The following is a 14,601-nucleotide window of genomic DNA, read 5'->3' on the forward strand; positions in this document are numbered from 1 at the left end:
TTAATCTTTTTTCTCTTTATTAGCTTTCACTACTTTATTCAGAGAGAGTTTTAAATCGTTTACTTCTTTTTTAGTCAGATAAGAAATCTGGTACTTCAGCATTGTAGAACCATTATTCTTACTGGAAACGGTAATGTATAATCTTTTGAAAAAGAGAATACTTACTATGTCATATTTTATAAGCTTGTATTTTGGAAATTCATCATGAAGAGGTTTGTCTAAAAATGGAATAATATTCCTGTTTTTAAAATTCAAAGCTTCTCCATCACTGTCATATTCAAAAATCTGCCTTCCGCTGACATAAAAGATAATCAGCAGCAACAGGGGAACAATAATAAATAAATAACTTTCTTTACCCAGTGCATTAAATCTGTATTCATTAGCTGCGAATGCAATTATACCAAACATTGCTATCATTAAAAGCAGTGTGCTTAAAGAGTTATAAATTGATATTTTATTACGGTTACTTAGTCTCATTTTAATTTTCGGGTTGTGTAAGTTTTATAATTTCCTACTTCATCCAAAATTGTGTTTTTTTTCAGTTCTCGCATCGTTTTTTGCGGGCAGTTTTTTAAGTTTTTATTTTTCTAATTTTCTATTTCATCATGAATTACTTTTTTATCAATATCCGTATCATCTTCTACTACAAGATTTTCAAGAATAAAAGTCTGTCTGTCCGGAGTATTTTTCCCCATGTAGAATTCCAGAAGCTGATCAATCGTCTGGTCTTTTCCTATTACTACAGGTTCTAAACGGATATCTTTACCAATGAAATGTTTAAATTCGTCCGGAGAAATCTCTCCTAATCCCTTAAATCGTGTGATCTCAGGATTTTTCCCCAAATCATTTAATGCTTTTACTCTTTCGGCTTCTGAATAACAATATCTGGTTTCCTTTTTATTTCTCACCCTGAATAAAGGGGTTTGAAGAATATAAAGGTGTCCGTTTTTAATCAGATCCGGGAAGAATTGCAGGAAGAAAGTAATCATTAGCAATCGGATGTGCATACCATCCACATCGGCATCGGTAGCAATGATCACCTGATTATATCTCAGATCTTCCAAGCTTTCTTCAATATTCAAAGCAGCCTGAAGAAGATTAAACTCTTCATTTTCATATACTACTTTCTTGGTAAGACCATAGCAGTTCAGCGGTTTACCTTTCAGTGAAAATACTGCCTGAGTTTCTACATCTCTTGACTTTGTAATAGATCCTGATGCAGAATCTCCCTCGGTAATAAAGATCTGTGTATCTCCTTTTCTTTCGGCTTTCTGATCGTTATAATGCTGTCTGCAGTCACGAAGTTTTTTATTGTGAAGAGAAACTTTTTTAGCTCTTTCTCTTGCCAGTTTCTGGATTCCGGAAAGTTCTTTTCTTTCTCGTTCAGAAATTAATATTTTTCTTTGGATCGCTTCTGCAATTTCCGGATTCTTGTGTAAGAAGTTGTCAAGTTTGCTTTTCAGGAAATCAATAATGAATGTTCTTACAGTAGGTCCGTTAGGTCCCATATCATTTGACCCTAACTTTGTTTTGGTCTGAGATTCGAAAACCGGTTCTTCTACATTGATTGAAATCGCTGCTATGATTGACTTTCTAATGTCAGAAGCATCAAAACTTTTATTAAAAAATTCACGAACGGTCTTTACATACGCTTCACGAAATGCATTAAGGTGCGTTCCTCCCTGAGTAGTGTTCTGTCCGTTAACAAATGAGAAATAGGTTTCTGTTTGTGATTTGTCAGAATGGGTAATAGCAAGTTCAATATCCTCATCTTTCAAATGAACAATCGGATAAAGTATATCACTTTCCAGTTCTTCTTCCAATAAGTCTTTAAGACCATTTTCAGAAAAATACGTTTCTCCGTTGAAAAGAATTTTTAATCCCGGGTTCAGATAAGCATAATTGCGGAGCATTCTTTCGATATACTCTTTTCTGTATTTGAAGTGCAGGAATATCTCTCCATCTGGAATAAAGGAAATTTCAGTACCATTTCTGTCCGAAGTTTCTTTTTCCTCAAAGTTTTCTTTGATCATACCGCGGGAGAACTCTGCAACTTTCATTTTTCCGTCCCGGAAAGATCGTACACGAAAGTAATCTGAAAGGGCGTTCACCGCTTTCGTACCGACACCGTTCAATCCTACAGATTTTTTAAACGCCTTACTGTCGTACTTACCACCTGTATTCATCTTGGATACGGCATCTACGACTTTTCCCAGCGGGATTCCACGTCCAAAGTCACGTATGGTAACTTTACCGTCGTCCAGCTTTATTTCAATTCTTTTCCCTGAGCGCATTCTGAACTCATCAATAGAGTTGTCAAGAATTTCTTTAAGCAGGATATAAATACCATCATCAGCAGAAGAACCATCACCGAGCTTCCCGATGTACATACCGGGGCGCAAACGGATGTGTTCCTGCCAATCTAGGGTTCTGATATTATCTTCGGAGTAGGTTGGATTTATTTCTTGTGACATATATGATTTCAGCAAACATACAAAAATACAAAATTGTCCAAAATTATCCGAATTTTAAAAATCATTTTTTTCTAACTTCATCCTTCAGCTATGAGAATAGTAATAGAATTTTAAGACATTTAAATTTGTCACAGCACAAAAGCAATCAAAGCTCATTCTAAATCCTAAAATTTTCGTTAATATATCATATATAATAAAAATTTTGTTTTATACTTATCAATAAGCATTTTATCTTGTACTTTCCAGCTTACCTATAATATTTTTGAGCATAGCAGGAACAATAAGCTTATGAAAAGGGCGAACAGGCAAAAAATATAACAACCCCAGCCAGTTATGAAATTTTACCGCAGTGGATATCGTAAGGGAATTTTCTTCCTGATCATCTTTATTTTTGTCAAATAAAAGGGAAACTCTGAAATCCAAATGTTTGTCATCTTCTCCCAGAATAATTTCATTATTCGTTTTATCAAATACTTTGAAAAGTCCTATATGCTCTCCCACTTCATATTTAAAATCATTCTTCGTCAACTTATTCTCTGTCTCAGCACCGGTTTTCAACCCGAATAATCTGACTACATTATTCCTGAAAACAAACATTTTCTTTCCCCATTTCGGCACGCTTGTAAAGAAAGTTTTTCCAACTTCTGTAATATCAATATTCCCTCTGTTCGTCAGTTCTCCTTCAAAACTATCAATATAATCAAAATCTTTTTTCCCTTTGGATAATATAGATTCTTCAGGAAACTCTGTCTTTTTAATTTTCATTGTTATTTGTTTTAATAGGTTATCTGCCTAACAAATTTAGCTATCTTTCTGTAGATTCAAAGGATAAAATCAAACATATGTTTAAAGTCATGTTTTATTTGGAAATATCTTAACATCAGATGTAAACTTACACTTTATATAATTTTTGTTCTTTCAAATTCAAACCGCTTCAAATATTTCATTAAATTCGATCAACAAAACTTTTTTATGATACAACTTCCTTTGTCCAAACTTTCCAATGTTGGAACTACTATTTTCAGTCAGATGACCCAACTTGCCAATGAAAATGAAGCGATCAATCTATCTCAGGGCTTTCCGGACTTTATGCCTGATCCTGAACTATTGAGCCATGTAGATCATTTTATCAAAAAAGGATTTAACCAATATGCTCCACTGGGAGGAATGATCGGTCTGAAGGAAGAAATTGCACGAAAAATCGAAAACAGCCATCAGGCAGTTTATCATCCGGATACTGAAATAACTATTACAGCAGGCGGAACTCAGGCTATTTTCACCGCTATCGCTTCTTTTATCAAGAAAGATGATGAAGTGATTATTTTTGAACCGGCGTATGACTGTTATGAGCCTACTGTAGAACTTTTCGGAGGGATTGTAAAACGTTTTGAAATGAAAGCTCCGGATTATGAAATCGACTGGACAGCTGTAAAAAGCCTGGTAAGTGACAAGACCAGAATGATCATTCTTAATAATCCCAACAACCCATCAGGAAAAATCCTGAAAGAAAATGACATACAAGAGCTTATTCAACTGGTAAAAGGAACTTCCATTCTTATTTTAAGTGATGAAGTGTATGAGAATATTGTTTTTGATGGAAAACAGCATTTAAGCATCTGCAAATATCCGGAACTGAAAGAAAGAAGTCTGCTTGTTGCCTCTTTCGGAAAGCTCTTCCATGTTACCGGCTGGAAAGTAGGATATTGTGCAGCACCTAAAAGCTTAACGGATGAATTCAGGAAAGTACATCAGTTTAATGTATTCTGTGTAAATACACCTATTCAGCTTGCTTTGGCAGAATACATGAAAAACGAAGATCATTATGCCCACCTGAATCAGTTTTTCCAGGAAAAAAGAAACTTTTTGAGAAAAGGACTGGCAGGAACCTCTTTTGAACTGCTTGATTGTGAAGGAACTTATTTCCAGGCTGTAAAATATGATAAAATATCAGATAAAAATGACTTTGATTTCGCTTCTGAACTTACTATTAATCATAAAGTTGCCAGTGTTCCTTTCTCTTCATTCTATAAAAACAAACTGAATGAAAATGTAATCAGGTTATGCTTTGCCAAGAAGCAGGAAACTTTGGAAAAGGCTATTGAGAATTTATCAAAAATTTAAAAGCTGTTTCTATTAAAAAGGCTGAGGGAATTTTCCTCAGCCTTACTAAATATATTAAATTAACACGAATGTTCTTCAGATAAAAATAGTGCTATTACTTCCTTAATTTTTCTTTTTAAGTTCTGCAAGTTCCTTTTTAAGCTGATTTATTTCCAGCTGTTGCTGTTGCACAGCATTTACCAGGATCTTTGTAAGTGCACTTTCATCAAACTCTCTCTTGTCCTTAAGACCACTTTTCGCACTATCATCTATTATATTTACCATATAAGGAGCAACTTTTTCTACTTCCTGTGCTATAAAACCTACATACTGCTTATTTTGGTCCTCATATCCTGACTTTTCATTATATCTATAAGTAACAGGTCTTAATTGGTTAATAACATTTAAACCATCCTTAAAGCTTTCAATATCTTTTTTCACCCTTTTATCTGAAAAAGTCCCCCAGCTTCCACCTCCCGGCTTATCTGCTGTACCATTTACAGAAAGTAAGCTGGTTGGAGCATTTGTTCCAATTCCAACCGATCCGGAGCCAGTAATTCTCATACGCTCTATATAATGACCTCCTTGTGCAGCGCCAAAAAAGAAATCTTCATCTGTATTTTTACCGTTACGTACAGATCCAATACCCCAGTTTGCTCCGACTGCACCAGGTCCATCATTTGCAAAACCAATTAAGGCAAAATTACCAGCGGATGCAGTTGAAGTATTTCGAACAGCCAATATAGGATAGTCAATACTGCCACTAGGAGCATCTATTAAGGTATATCTGTTATTCACATATTCAGATGTTACAACATGAAATCTGTTTTCAGGGGTTTTAGTATTGATACCTACATATCCATTATCTTTTATTCTCATGCGTTCGTAGAATGTTTGGTCATTACCATTTGGAGAATTACCAAAGAAGAAATCCTCGTTGGTATTACCTTGATTACGGATTGATCCAATACCCCAGTTTGCTCCACCTATATTAGGACCTGCATTTGTAAAACCAATAAGTGATAAATTATTAGATACTGTTGGTGAGGTATTTCTTACCGCCAATATCACCTTGTTCAAAGTACCATTAGGAGCGTCTATCATGGTATATCTATTGTTAACATCTTCCGTTGTCACAATATGAAATCTATTTTCAGGGGTTTTAGTATTGATACCTACATATCCGTTATCTTTTATTCTCATGCGTTCCAGAAATGTTTGGTTATTACCATTTGGAGCATTACCAAAGAAGAAATCCTCGTTAGTATTATTTTGATTACGAATTGATCCAATACCCCAGTTTGCCCCGCCTATGTCCGGACCTGCATTTGTAAAACCAATAAGTGATAAACTATTAGATACTGTTGGTGAAGTATTTCTTACCGCCAATATCACCTTGTTCAAAGTACCATTAGGAGCGTCTATCATGGTATATCTATTGTTAACAGCTCCTGTTGTTACAATATGAAATTTATTCTCCGGTGCTGTAGTTCCTAAACCAAAGTTTCCGTTTTGCTGCAGAACCATATCATTATTTTGCTGAGCTGCTGAAGGTGTTCCGGAAGCAGGATTATCCTTTGCTCCATCTACGTGAAAAGTTCCTTGGGGATTTGATGTATGAACACCGATTTGTGAATACATTACTGCGGGTGATAGCAATGCCAATGCTAATAGAGAAACTGTGTTTTTCTTTTTCATCTTTAAAATGTGTTTTTAATTATTACTGTTATTTTTCCTCAACTACAACTTTTATTTGTTATATTTAAAAACCGGATAGAATAAAGTATTAATTTATCAAACTTTATATATCTCGATAATACATCAGAGAAAAGATAGTTGTTGATTGAAAAAATTTTGACAAAGGTGAAAATTACCGCTCAATACACAGAAAAATACGATACATCAAATACACATCACGCTTGAAACCCAACATACAACACCAATACAACGCTTTACTAACACACTGATTATCAATACAAAAAAACCGTGTTTAAATAATATTTTCATTAAAAACACACATAGAAGAAAATCGAGAGCTTTCCATTATAAATTATGATGAGATTTTAATTGCCATTTCCATCAATCCATACCGGTATTCTTTTTAAAAAACACTTATCTACTTTCGTACTTTATTGGTTATTTTTAAAATAGAAATTGCGGAATTATTACAAAAAAAACGTATCATACCAGATACGTTTTTTGTGAGTAAGAACTCAAATTGATTATCAAAGAATGATATTATAAAAACATTCCTCCAGAAACTTCAATTCTCTGTCCGTTGATCCATCCTGCGTCTTCAGTACAAAGAAAAGCTACTACTCCACCGATATCATCAGGCAGTCCTACTCTTCCAAGAGCTGTGGCACCTGCTACCATGGCATTGATCTCTTCATTGTCTCTTACTCTTCCACCTCCAAAATCTGTTTCAATAGCTCCCGGAGCTACAACATTAGCCTTAATCTTTCTTGCCCCTAGTTCTTTAGCCATATATTTTGTAAGCATTTCTACTCCGGCTTTGATTGATCCATAAATAGAAGATCCTGGGGTTGCGAATCTTGCCAGTCCTGAAGACACATTGATAATTCCTCCTCCGTCATTGATAAACGGCAATAATTTCTGAGTCAGGAAAAATACTCCTTTAAAGTGGATATCTACCACATCATCCAGCTGTTCTTCCGTCACTTCCGTAATTGGTGAATACAAAGCTGTTCCTGCATTATTGACAAGATAATCAATATGTGTACTCCCTGTATTCTGCTGTAAGTGATCTGTTACTTCATTTACAAAAGCATCAAAACTTTTTATATCTTTTGTATCCAGCTGAAAAGCAATAGCATTTCTTCCCATTGATTTGACCTCATTTACAACTGCTTCTGCCTCCTCTTTGTTGCTTCTGTAAGTAATGATGACGTCTAATCCTTTTTGAGCTATTTTAAGTGCTGAATTTTTTCCCAATCCACGGCTTCCGCCTGTTACTAACGCAATTTTTGTTTTTGTGTTCATTGTATTTTGATTATTTTGATGGTACAAAGTTGGTTTATTTTCAGAATGAAGTATTTGCTTGAATCAATCTGAAATTTGCAAAATTCAAATCAGGAACGAAATTCCATGGGTGTAAATGAGGTTTTCCTTTTAAAGAAATTGGAGAAATGGGCTATTTCTTCAAAACCCAGTGCATAAGAAACCTCCGAAACATTCCATTTGGTCTGTCTTAAGAGAATTTTAGCTTCCTGAATAATACGGTCTGAAATAAATTCAGTAGTTGTTTTCCCCGTACTTTCCTTTAACTTTTTATTTAAATAATTTACATGAACAGCTAATCTGTCAGCGTAATCCTTTGCTGTTTTCAGCTGTAATCTCTGATCTGAGGATTCGATTGGAAACTGTCTTTCAAGGAGTTCAATAAACAATGATACAACCCTTAGCGAAGCATCATTTGAAGCTGAAAGTTTGCCCGCGGGCTGCAATTTCTGTCCATAATGAATCAGTTCAAGCACATAATTTCTAATCAGGTCATATTTGAAAATATAATCGGAAGCAATTTCTTTTTTTATTTTGGTAAACAGAATTTCTATTTCATCTGCCAGCTCATCATCAATTTCAAACACCGGAATATTACCTGGCTGAAAAATAGGCAGGTCTTCCAATGAAAATCTGGATTGTGTCTTGATAAAAAAATCTTCTGTAAACACACAGAAACTTCCCGACTGATCAGGGTCTTCCGGTACCCAATGGTAAGGAACTTTTGGGGTAGCAAACAACAAAGCATTTTGTTTTATCGAAATTATTTTGTCTGCATATTCGGCCCTGTTTTTTCCTCTGATAAGACTTATTTTGTAGTACTTTCTTCTGTTATAGGGCATTTCTGAAGTATTTCTTACTCTTTCAATAGTCTGCCTTATATCAAAAACATTAAAGTGTCCAATGTCTTTATGAAGACCTTTCGGAAAAATACTTTCAAGGTCTTTACCTAGTTTGGCAGCCATTTCTTTATAGAAATCTTCCAGTGAAGTATGTATTACTTTTTCCATCGCAGATGATTTGTAAAATTCAAATATACAAACTTATGAAACAACCTGTTTTAAAATGATAGAAGATTACCGCCAGAGCATAAAATTTCTGAAATACCAGTAAAATAAATTAAAAAATTAAATATCCATTAATGTATTGAAACTTCAGCAGATTTATTCATTTAATTTAAATTTCATTATCAATATCGCTATACATTATTGAAATAATTCTTTAATTTATCTAAACATCGTGATATATTTCATTTATTTTTATTATTTTCGTTAAAATCAATTCATTAAAAATCAAACCTATGAAAAATCAAATCAATCAAATCGGAAAAAAATTGAACAAAAAGCAATTAAGAACTATCCAAGGAGGTCTTATTAACTGTGCTGAGCCAGTTCTATGTCCTACTCCACCATGTGAGCCTTCTTCTGATCCATACGGATGTACTATTATTTCTCCAAAATGTGCTCAAAAAGAGTGCAGACCACAATTATAATAATCGTATAATTTTCATAAACAAAATACTATGAAAAAACTAGATTTAAGCAAAGGTAAAAGACTTAACAAGCAAGAATTAAAGTCTATTCACGGAGGGATGTTAAATTGTATGGAACCGATTTTATGTACAGAGTTTCCTTGTGAAACTTATCCACCAGGAGACATTAGAAACTGTACAACAATTTCTATAGGCTGTGCTCAAAAAATTTGCAGACCGCAAGATCCCGGACCTATTGAGTTGTAATTAAATCACCAATCATTTAAAACCAATCATTATGAAAAATCAAGATTTAAATCACGGAAAAAAATTGAACAAAAAGCAATTAAGAGTCATTACTGGTGGAAAAGAAATGTGCCTGCTTCCTGATCTTACTTGTAAAAGAATTTCTTTTGCCTGTGCAGAACTACAATGCCAACCTGGTATTGAATTGTAGTAAGTACTAAAAACTATAACGAATGAAAAAACAACACTTAAATAATGGAAAGAAACTCAATAAAAAAGAGCTGAAAACCATTAAGGGAGGGGTAATGATATGCACTACGCACGGACTTGGTGGTAAGGTATGTGCACAAATTCATCCGTCTTGTTACGAACCTCAATGCCGTCCTGGATTTACCCAAATCTGTATGCCAAACGGATCAACTTGTTCTACCATTTCTTTCAATTGTACAGAACCACCCTGCTGGCCTAATTTAGAACCACCCATTCAATAATATAAACCGCTTCCCCTCAAGGAAGCGGTTTTATTCTTATATTCTAAGCAAAAAGCGCTTCCAAATACATGGAAGCGCCTTTTATTATAACTAACTTTAATACTTTTCTTATACGTTGAATCTGAAGTGCATGATGTCGCCATCCTGTACAATATATTCTTTACCTTCTACAGAAAGTTTCCCTGCTTCTTTTATCTTTACTTCAGAACCATACGTGATATAATCATTATACTTGATTACTTCTGCACGGATAAATCCTTTTTCAAAGTCTGTGTGGATTACTCCTGCAGCTTGCGGAGCTGTCCATCCCTGTCCGATAGTCCATGCTCTTACTTCTTTTACTCCAGCAGTAAAATACGTCTGAAGTTTTAGAAGGTCGTAAGCTTTTCTGATCAAACGGTTAACTCCCGGCTCAGTAAGTCCCAGCTCATCAAGGAAAATTTCTCTTTCTTCGAAAGTCTCAAGCTCATTGATATCTGCTTCTATTTGTGCCGCTAAAACAACTACTTCAGCTCCTTCATTCTTAGCCATCTCTTCAATTTTACCAATCCAGTCATTTCCGTTTTTGATAGAATTCTCATCTACGTTACAAACGTAAAGCACAGGCTTATTAGTCAACAACTGAACTTCTCCGATAATTGATTTTGTAAAGTCATCAGTTGCAAATTCTCTTGCATTTTTACCGTCTTCAAGGAATTTCTGTAAATTCTGAAGCGTTTCGTAAGTAAGGATATCTTCTTTCTTCCCAGACTTAATGAATTTTTTAGCTTTCTCAACCGCCTTTCCTACTGTTTCAAGGTCTTTCAGCTGAAGCTCTATATCAATAATTTCTTTATCTCTTAACGGATCTACGGAACCTTCTACGTGAATGATATTTCCGTTGTCAAAACATCTTAAAACGTGAATAATCGCTTCACATTCGCGGATATTAGCCAAGAACTGGTTCCCCAATCCTTCTCCTTTGCTGGCACCTTTTACAAGACCTGCAATATCAACAATCTCAACTACAGCTGGTAAAACTCTCTCAGGTTTTACAATTTTCTCCAGTTCAAACAATCTCTGATCCGGTACAGAAACCGTTCCAAGGTTCGGTTCAATAGTACAGAAAGGATAGTTTGCTGATTGAGCTTTTGCATTACTCAGACAGTTAAAAAGAGTTGATTTACCTACATTCGGCAGGCCTACGATTCCACATTTCATATTGTAAAATTCAAAGTTTAAGGTTTAGGGGTAACCCAAGGTTTGATCAACTTTAAACATTGAGCTTAGAACCTTGAATTACGAGTGTGCAAAGATAGTGATTTTTGAGAGAGTTTCATAATAAAAAAATCTGTCAGCATTCTGACAGATTTTCAAAAGGTATGGTTTCACCGGATGTTTTATGGATTGTTTCCGGTAGCATTCTGAGCCAGCGGAACATCATTCGGTGCTTCCTGTAAAGTTTTATCTAAAGTAAATAATGATTCGTCAGTAGCCCTGTCGCCACCTGCGATTTTCAATTTATCAATTAAGTTTTGAGCTAATGTCTCTTCTTCAATCTGTTCCTGTACAAACCACTGCATAAAGTTCCAGGTCGCCCAGTCTTTTTCTTCCATGGAAAGATCTACAATATTGTAAATAGCAGTTGTATTATCTACTTCATGTTTAAAGACCCCGTCAAAACAGGCTGTGAGTGTTTTAGGGTCAGCCGGAGGTGCTGGAATAGCGTTTACTTTAGGTTTTCCGCCCCGGTTTAAAATATATTCCATGAATTTGATAGAATGATTTCTTTCTTCCTGAGAATGACGGTAAAGGAAATTAGCAATTCCCTGATAGCCTTTATCGTCGGCCCAAATTCCATAAGATAAAAAAATGTGTGATGCATGAATCTCCTTGTTCATCTGGTCACTAAGTGCTTTTTCCATTTTTGCGGAAAGTCTTTTAGTATTCATAATGTTATATTTTGGTGATTATGATACTGATCATGCAAAAATGATTCCGATAAAGCTTTCATTTTAAATAAAACCTAATTCACAAACAACATAAACCAATTGTTTTTCAATGATTTAAACCAACAATCTGTAATTATTCTAAAATATCTAATGAAGCAGATTCTGCTATTGTCCGATCAAAGCATTACATTCTTTAATGGTTTTCAGGTTTCCTTTTATTTTAACCCAATATACCAATATGGAAAGAATCAGGAAGAATCCGAAACATCCCCATTTTCCTATTACAGAAAAGATACCGTACATAAGTTCGGATTTGAATATAAACCGGATCTCAGATTCCGGGACACTGGAGCTGTAAGTACTTTCCAATGCAGATATATCTATCAGGATTTTAATTCCTGCGTAAAGAAAAAAGGCAATGATAATTCCGAATATCAGTACATTGCTTTGCGCTTTTGATTTTATTTTCTGTAAAGCTTCTCTGTTGTTTTGAGAATCTCCATTGTAACGGGATAGTTCTTCATTTTCTTCCATATCAATTATTTTTTAGGGGTTATGATCATCAGATATATAATCAGAAAGGCAAATAAAGCAGTAATGAAAAGGAATGCCCCCAACAATATCCACATCCACCCGAAACGGATCCGGAAAGGCAGTCTGTATTTTATTTTTTCTTTTTCAAAATATTCTTTCACCTCGTGAGGCCATTCGTCGATGGTAAGTATTTTCCCTGTATCAATATCCTTTACTACTGCATATTTCTTCCCAATCGTATTACTTGGAACTTTTCCCCAAAACATGGCTGCATAGCTCTGGTAAAAACTAATATTAAGATGCTTTCCGTCAGACACACCTGAAGGCAGCACTTCTGTATGAAGATGAAAAGGATATACGGTAGTCCTGCTAATAAAAATCATTTCTGTTATGTTATTAAAATTCTCTGGTATAAAATTGCATGAATCCTTTCAAACATATGATCATTTATCCTCTACAGAATTACTACAGGCTACATTATCTGATGTCTACAAAGTGTCTACATAAAACACAACTAAATGATTTTCAGAACACAAAAACACACTCAATTTCCTGAAGCTGTAAAAGCAGCAGAAAATAGTTTTCAGAATTCAAAAAAAATAAAAAAAGGACCTGACTGTTTTAAAGTCAAACCCTTTTTATGGTTACAAAATTTAAACGGTTCCTTCCGTTCTTAATTCCTGTTGCATTTTATTTGATCTTCTTAGCCATATAATCACTTTCATTTCCTAATCTGTCGATGGCTTTGATTGCAACTGCGTTCAGTTTTTTACCGTCTTTAAATTTAGGAATGTCTTTTGAAAGAGTATCCAGTGTCAAAATTTCTGTTTGCCACACTCCGTTATATTGGATAAAAAGTACCCAATGGAAAACATCAGCAGCGTTTTTTGTACTCCAGCTTGTCTGTGCAAAGCTTCCGTTGTCGGAAATAAACAAAGTAGGTGTCTGCAATGGAACAGCCTTTATCCACGGAGATTTCGGAACTAATGCTTTTTCATTGTATGGTCCGTTTTTCAAAGCAGGAAGCATGTTCGGGTTTTTGGTAAGCCCGGCAATACTCCAGTGAATTTCTCCGGCATCATTTTTCAGGATATTTCTTGAAATCGCAATCTGGTTTTTGATTTCCGACGGACGGTCTGATACTTTAATTTCAACGGTATTCAATCCTGGCCATAAGTGACGGTTCATTGTATTTTCAGACTGCCACCAGCTCAACAGCGCTTCAAAACTTTGTCCTTTGGAATCAACAGGCCAGTAAAGCTGCGGTGAAAAGTAATCTACCCAGCCCTTATTTAGCCATAATTTAGCATCTGCATATAATTCGTCATATTGAGAGGAACCTACAACTCCTGCAGGATATCCAGGCTTCCATATTCCGAACGGGCTGATCCCGAATCTTACGTTATTTTTTTCTGCGTGAATTTCTTTATAGATTCTTTCTACAAATTTATTCACGTTATCTCTTCTCCAATCTGCTCTGGATAATGTACCTCCGCTGCTTACATAAGCATTCCATGTTGCATTATCTGGGAAATCTGCCCCTTTATTGTAAGTAGCATAAGGGTAGAAATAATCGTCGAAATGCACAGCATCAATATCATATCTTTTTACAATATCTTTCACCACATTGGAAACGTGCCCCTGTGTTTTCGGATTAGCCGGATCAAACCAGTACATTCCGTTCTTTAATCTTATCACAATATCAGACAGCTTATTAGCCATTGACAGGCTATTCACAGCACCGCCGTTGGTGTGGTGTGCACGGTAAGGATTTAACCAGACATGGAGTTCCAAGCCTCTTTTATGGGCTTCTTCAATCCAAAACTGAAGTGGGTCATAATTTGGAGAAGGAGCAGTTCCCGTTTCTCCGGTCAGAAAATATGACCAAGGTTCGATATTACTTGTGTAAAGTGCATCTGCAGAAGGTCTGATCTGGAAAATAGCTGCATTGAAATTGTTATCTTTCAGCATATCAAGCATACTGATAGCTTCTGCTTTCTGTTGTTCCACCGTAAGGTCATTTCTTGAAGGCCAGTTGATATTGGCTACACTCGCAATCCATGCACCACGGAATTCTCTTTTGATTTCCGGAAGGTTGGTTCTGAAATTTTCATCAGTTGAGGAAGTAGTTCCTGTAGTTGGTTTTGTTGTTACGACAGGTACTTTTGGTGGAGTTGTATTGTTGGTGGGTTTTGTCGGGTTCTTTGTGGAAGGTGTTTTTACAACATTATTCTGTACAGAACATGAGGTGGTGTAAGAAGCAAAGAGGCCCAATAAAACGATAAGTTTTAATTTATTCATTCTCATAGTCACAAAACTACATTAAAATTTAT

17 protein-coding genes are annotated in these 14,601 nt (G+C 35.3%); 6 read left to right on the forward strand and 11 right to left on the reverse strand.

The features are described from left to right. The 3 genes from LKL37_RS07755 to LKL37_RS07765 all read right to left on the reverse strand — a co-directional run bounded on the left by LKL37_RS07755 (position 1) and on the right by LKL37_RS07765 (position 3,239). Positions 1-408, reverse strand: a complete 408-nt coding sequence (locus LKL37_RS07755) for a hypothetical protein (RefSeq protein ID WP_431609979.1) — start codon at positions 406-408, stop codon at positions 1-3. A gap of 179 nt (positions 409-587) precedes the next feature. Further along, the gene (locus LKL37_RS07760; RefSeq protein ID WP_431609980.1) at positions 588-2,474 is read right to left on the reverse strand and encodes a DNA topoisomerase IV subunit B; all 1,887 of its coding nucleotides are present in this window, start codon (positions 2,472-2,474) and stop codon (positions 588-590) included. 228 nt (positions 2,475-2,702) lie between these two features. Continuing rightward, positions 2,703-3,239, reverse strand: coding sequence for a DUF2867 domain-containing protein (locus tag LKL37_RS07765; RefSeq protein WP_431609981.1), 537 nt, complete (start codon positions 3,237-3,239; stop codon positions 2,703-2,705). Positions 3,240-3,446: 207 nt separating this feature from the next. Here LKL37_RS07765 and LKL37_RS07770 point away from each other — a divergent pair, with 207 nt between their 5' ends. Beyond that, on the forward strand, positions 3,447-4,595 hold the full coding sequence (locus LKL37_RS07770) for a methionine aminotransferase (protein ID WP_431609982.1): 1,149 nt from the start codon (positions 3,447-3,449) through the stop codon (positions 4,593-4,595). Between the two features lie 102 nt (positions 4,596-4,697). On the opposite strand, the gene LKL37_RS07775 is transcribed toward LKL37_RS07770, so the two are convergent. The 3 genes from LKL37_RS07775 to LKL37_RS07785 all read right to left on the reverse strand — a co-directional run bounded on the left by LKL37_RS07775 (position 4,698) and on the right by LKL37_RS07785 (position 8,605). Further along, complete coding sequence (locus LKL37_RS07775) at positions 4,698-6,215, reverse strand: tail fiber domain-containing protein (protein ID WP_431609983.1); 1,518 nt, start codon at positions 6,213-6,215, stop codon at positions 4,698-4,700. A 597-nt stretch (positions 6,216-6,812) separates the two neighbouring features. Next, the gene (locus LKL37_RS07780; RefSeq protein ID WP_431609984.1) at positions 6,813-7,577 is read right to left on the reverse strand and encodes an SDR family NAD(P)-dependent oxidoreductase; all 765 of its coding nucleotides are present in this window, start codon (positions 7,575-7,577) and stop codon (positions 6,813-6,815) included. Positions 7,578-7,666: 89 nt separating this feature from the next. Then, positions 7,667-8,605: a helix-turn-helix domain-containing protein gene (locus tag LKL37_RS07785; protein WP_431609985.1), complete on the reverse strand. Its 939-nt coding sequence runs from the start codon at positions 8,603-8,605 to the stop codon at positions 7,667-7,669. 290 nt (positions 8,606-8,895) lie between these two features. On the opposite strand from LKL37_RS07785, the gene LKL37_RS07790 reads away from it, so the two are divergent. The 4 genes from LKL37_RS07790 to LKL37_RS07805 are packed head-to-tail and all read left to right on the forward strand — an operon-like array spanning position 8,896 to position 9,803. Continuing rightward, positions 8,896-9,087, forward strand: a complete 192-nt coding sequence (locus tag LKL37_RS07790; RefSeq protein ID WP_431609986.1) for a hypothetical protein — start codon at positions 8,896-8,898, stop codon at positions 9,085-9,087. 30 nt (positions 9,088-9,117) lie between these two features. Then, complete coding sequence (locus tag LKL37_RS07795) at positions 9,118-9,333, forward strand: hypothetical protein (protein WP_431609987.1); 216 nt, start codon at positions 9,118-9,120, stop codon at positions 9,331-9,333. Between the two features lie 31 nt (positions 9,334-9,364). Then, positions 9,365-9,523 (forward strand): hypothetical protein, encoded by a 159-nt coding sequence (locus LKL37_RS07800; protein ID WP_431609988.1) that lies wholly within the window; start codon positions 9,365-9,367, stop codon positions 9,521-9,523. 22 nt (positions 9,524-9,545) lie between these two features. Further along, entirely contained in the window at positions 9,546-9,803 is a 258-nt protein-coding gene (locus LKL37_RS07805) for a bacteriocin (RefSeq protein WP_431609989.1), read from the forward strand. Positions 9,804-9,911: 108 nt separating this feature from the next. Here the strand turns inward: LKL37_RS07805 and ychF are convergent, their stop codons facing one another. From ychF to LKL37_RS07825, 4 genes are all read right to left on the reverse strand, one after another. Continuing rightward, positions 9,912-11,003, reverse strand: a complete 1,092-nt coding sequence (gene ychF / locus LKL37_RS07810) for a redox-regulated ATPase YchF (RefSeq protein WP_431609990.1) — start codon at positions 11,001-11,003, stop codon at positions 9,912-9,914. 179 nt (positions 11,004-11,182) lie between these two features. Next, the gene (locus LKL37_RS07815; RefSeq protein ID WP_105703651.1) at positions 11,183-11,734 is read right to left on the reverse strand and encodes a ferritin; all 552 of its coding nucleotides are present in this window, start codon (positions 11,732-11,734) and stop codon (positions 11,183-11,185) included. Positions 11,735-11,899: 165 nt separating this feature from the next. Continuing rightward, complete coding sequence (locus tag LKL37_RS07820; protein ID WP_431609991.1) at positions 11,900-12,268, reverse strand: hypothetical protein; 369 nt, start codon at positions 12,266-12,268, stop codon at positions 11,900-11,902. Between the two features lie 5 nt (positions 12,269-12,273). Then, complete coding sequence (locus LKL37_RS07825) at positions 12,274-12,651, reverse strand: hypothetical protein (RefSeq protein ID WP_431609992.1); 378 nt, start codon at positions 12,649-12,651, stop codon at positions 12,274-12,276. A 135-nt stretch (positions 12,652-12,786) separates the two neighbouring features. Between LKL37_RS07825 and LKL37_RS07830 the strand changes: the two genes are divergently transcribed. Next, a complete protein-coding gene (locus LKL37_RS07830) occupies positions 12,787-12,945 on the forward strand; it encodes a hypothetical protein (protein WP_431609993.1) in 159 nt (52 codons plus the stop codon). A gap of 13 nt (positions 12,946-12,958) precedes the next feature. Here the strand turns inward: LKL37_RS07830 and LKL37_RS07835 are convergent, their stop codons facing one another. Then, positions 12,959-14,575, reverse strand: a complete 1,617-nt coding sequence (locus tag LKL37_RS07835) for a glycoside hydrolase family 10 protein (RefSeq protein ID WP_431609994.1) — start codon at positions 14,573-14,575, stop codon at positions 12,959-12,961. Positions 14,576-14,601: the final 26 nt, after the last annotated feature.

Source organism: Chryseobacterium sp. 'Rf worker isolate 10' (assembly GCF_050753305.1).
Classification (GTDB): domain Bacteria; phylum Bacteroidota; class Bacteroidia; order Flavobacteriales; family Weeksellaceae; genus Chryseobacterium.

What these genes read in the sequence shown, in the direction of transcription:
- LKL37_RS07755 (WP_431609979.1), bottom strand. Translation starts at nt 408, where the DNA reads ATGTTTGGTATAATTGCATTCGCAGCTAATGAATACAGATTTAATGCA.
- LKL37_RS07760 (WP_431609980.1), bottom strand. Translation starts at nt 2,474, where the DNA reads ATGTCACAAGAAATAAATCCAACCTACTCCGAAGATAATATCAGAACC.
- LKL37_RS07765 (WP_431609981.1), bottom strand. Translation starts at nt 3,239, where the DNA reads ATGAAAATTAAAAAGACAGAGTTTCCTGAAGAATCTATATTATCCAAA.
- LKL37_RS07770 (WP_431609982.1), top strand. Translation starts at nt 3,447, where the DNA reads ATGATACAACTTCCTTTGTCCAAACTTTCCAATGTTGGAACTACTATT.
- LKL37_RS07775 (WP_431609983.1), bottom strand. Translation starts at nt 6,215, where the DNA reads ATGTATTCACAAATCGGTGTTCATACATCAAATCCCCAAGGAACTTTT.
- LKL37_RS07780 (WP_431609984.1), bottom strand. Translation starts at nt 7,577, where the DNA reads ATGAACACAAAAACAAAAATTGCGTTAGTAACAGGCGGAAGCCGTGGA.
- LKL37_RS07785 (WP_431609985.1), bottom strand. Translation starts at nt 8,605, where the DNA reads ATGGAAAAAGTAATACATACTTCACTGGAAGATTTCTATAAAGAAATG.
- LKL37_RS07790 (WP_431609986.1), top strand. Translation starts at nt 8,896, where the DNA reads ATGAAAAATCAAATCAATCAAATCGGAAAAAAATTGAACAAAAAGCAA.
- LKL37_RS07795 (WP_431609987.1), top strand. Translation starts at nt 9,118, where the DNA reads ATGAAAAAACTAGATTTAAGCAAAGGTAAAAGACTTAACAAGCAAGAA.
- LKL37_RS07800 (WP_431609988.1), top strand. Translation starts at nt 9,365, where the DNA reads ATGAAAAATCAAGATTTAAATCACGGAAAAAAATTGAACAAAAAGCAA.
- LKL37_RS07805 (WP_431609989.1), top strand. Translation starts at nt 9,546, where the DNA reads ATGAAAAAACAACACTTAAATAATGGAAAGAAACTCAATAAAAAAGAG.
- ychF (WP_431609990.1), bottom strand. Translation starts at nt 11,003, where the DNA reads ATGAAATGTGGAATCGTAGGCCTGCCGAATGTAGGTAAATCAACTCTT.
- LKL37_RS07815 (WP_105703651.1), bottom strand. Translation starts at nt 11,734, where the DNA reads ATGAATACTAAAAGACTTTCCGCAAAAATGGAAAAAGCACTTAGTGAC.
- LKL37_RS07820 (WP_431609991.1), bottom strand. Translation starts at nt 12,268, where the DNA reads ATGGAAGAAAATGAAGAACTATCCCGTTACAATGGAGATTCTCAAAAC.
- LKL37_RS07825 (WP_431609992.1), bottom strand. Translation starts at nt 12,651, where the DNA reads ATGATTTTTATTAGCAGGACTACCGTATATCCTTTTCATCTTCATACA.
- LKL37_RS07830 (WP_431609993.1), top strand. Translation starts at nt 12,787, where the DNA reads ATGATTTTCAGAACACAAAAACACACTCAATTTCCTGAAGCTGTAAAA.
- LKL37_RS07835 (WP_431609994.1), bottom strand. Translation starts at nt 14,575, where the DNA reads ATGAGAATGAATAAATTAAAACTTATCGTTTTATTGGGCCTCTTTGCT.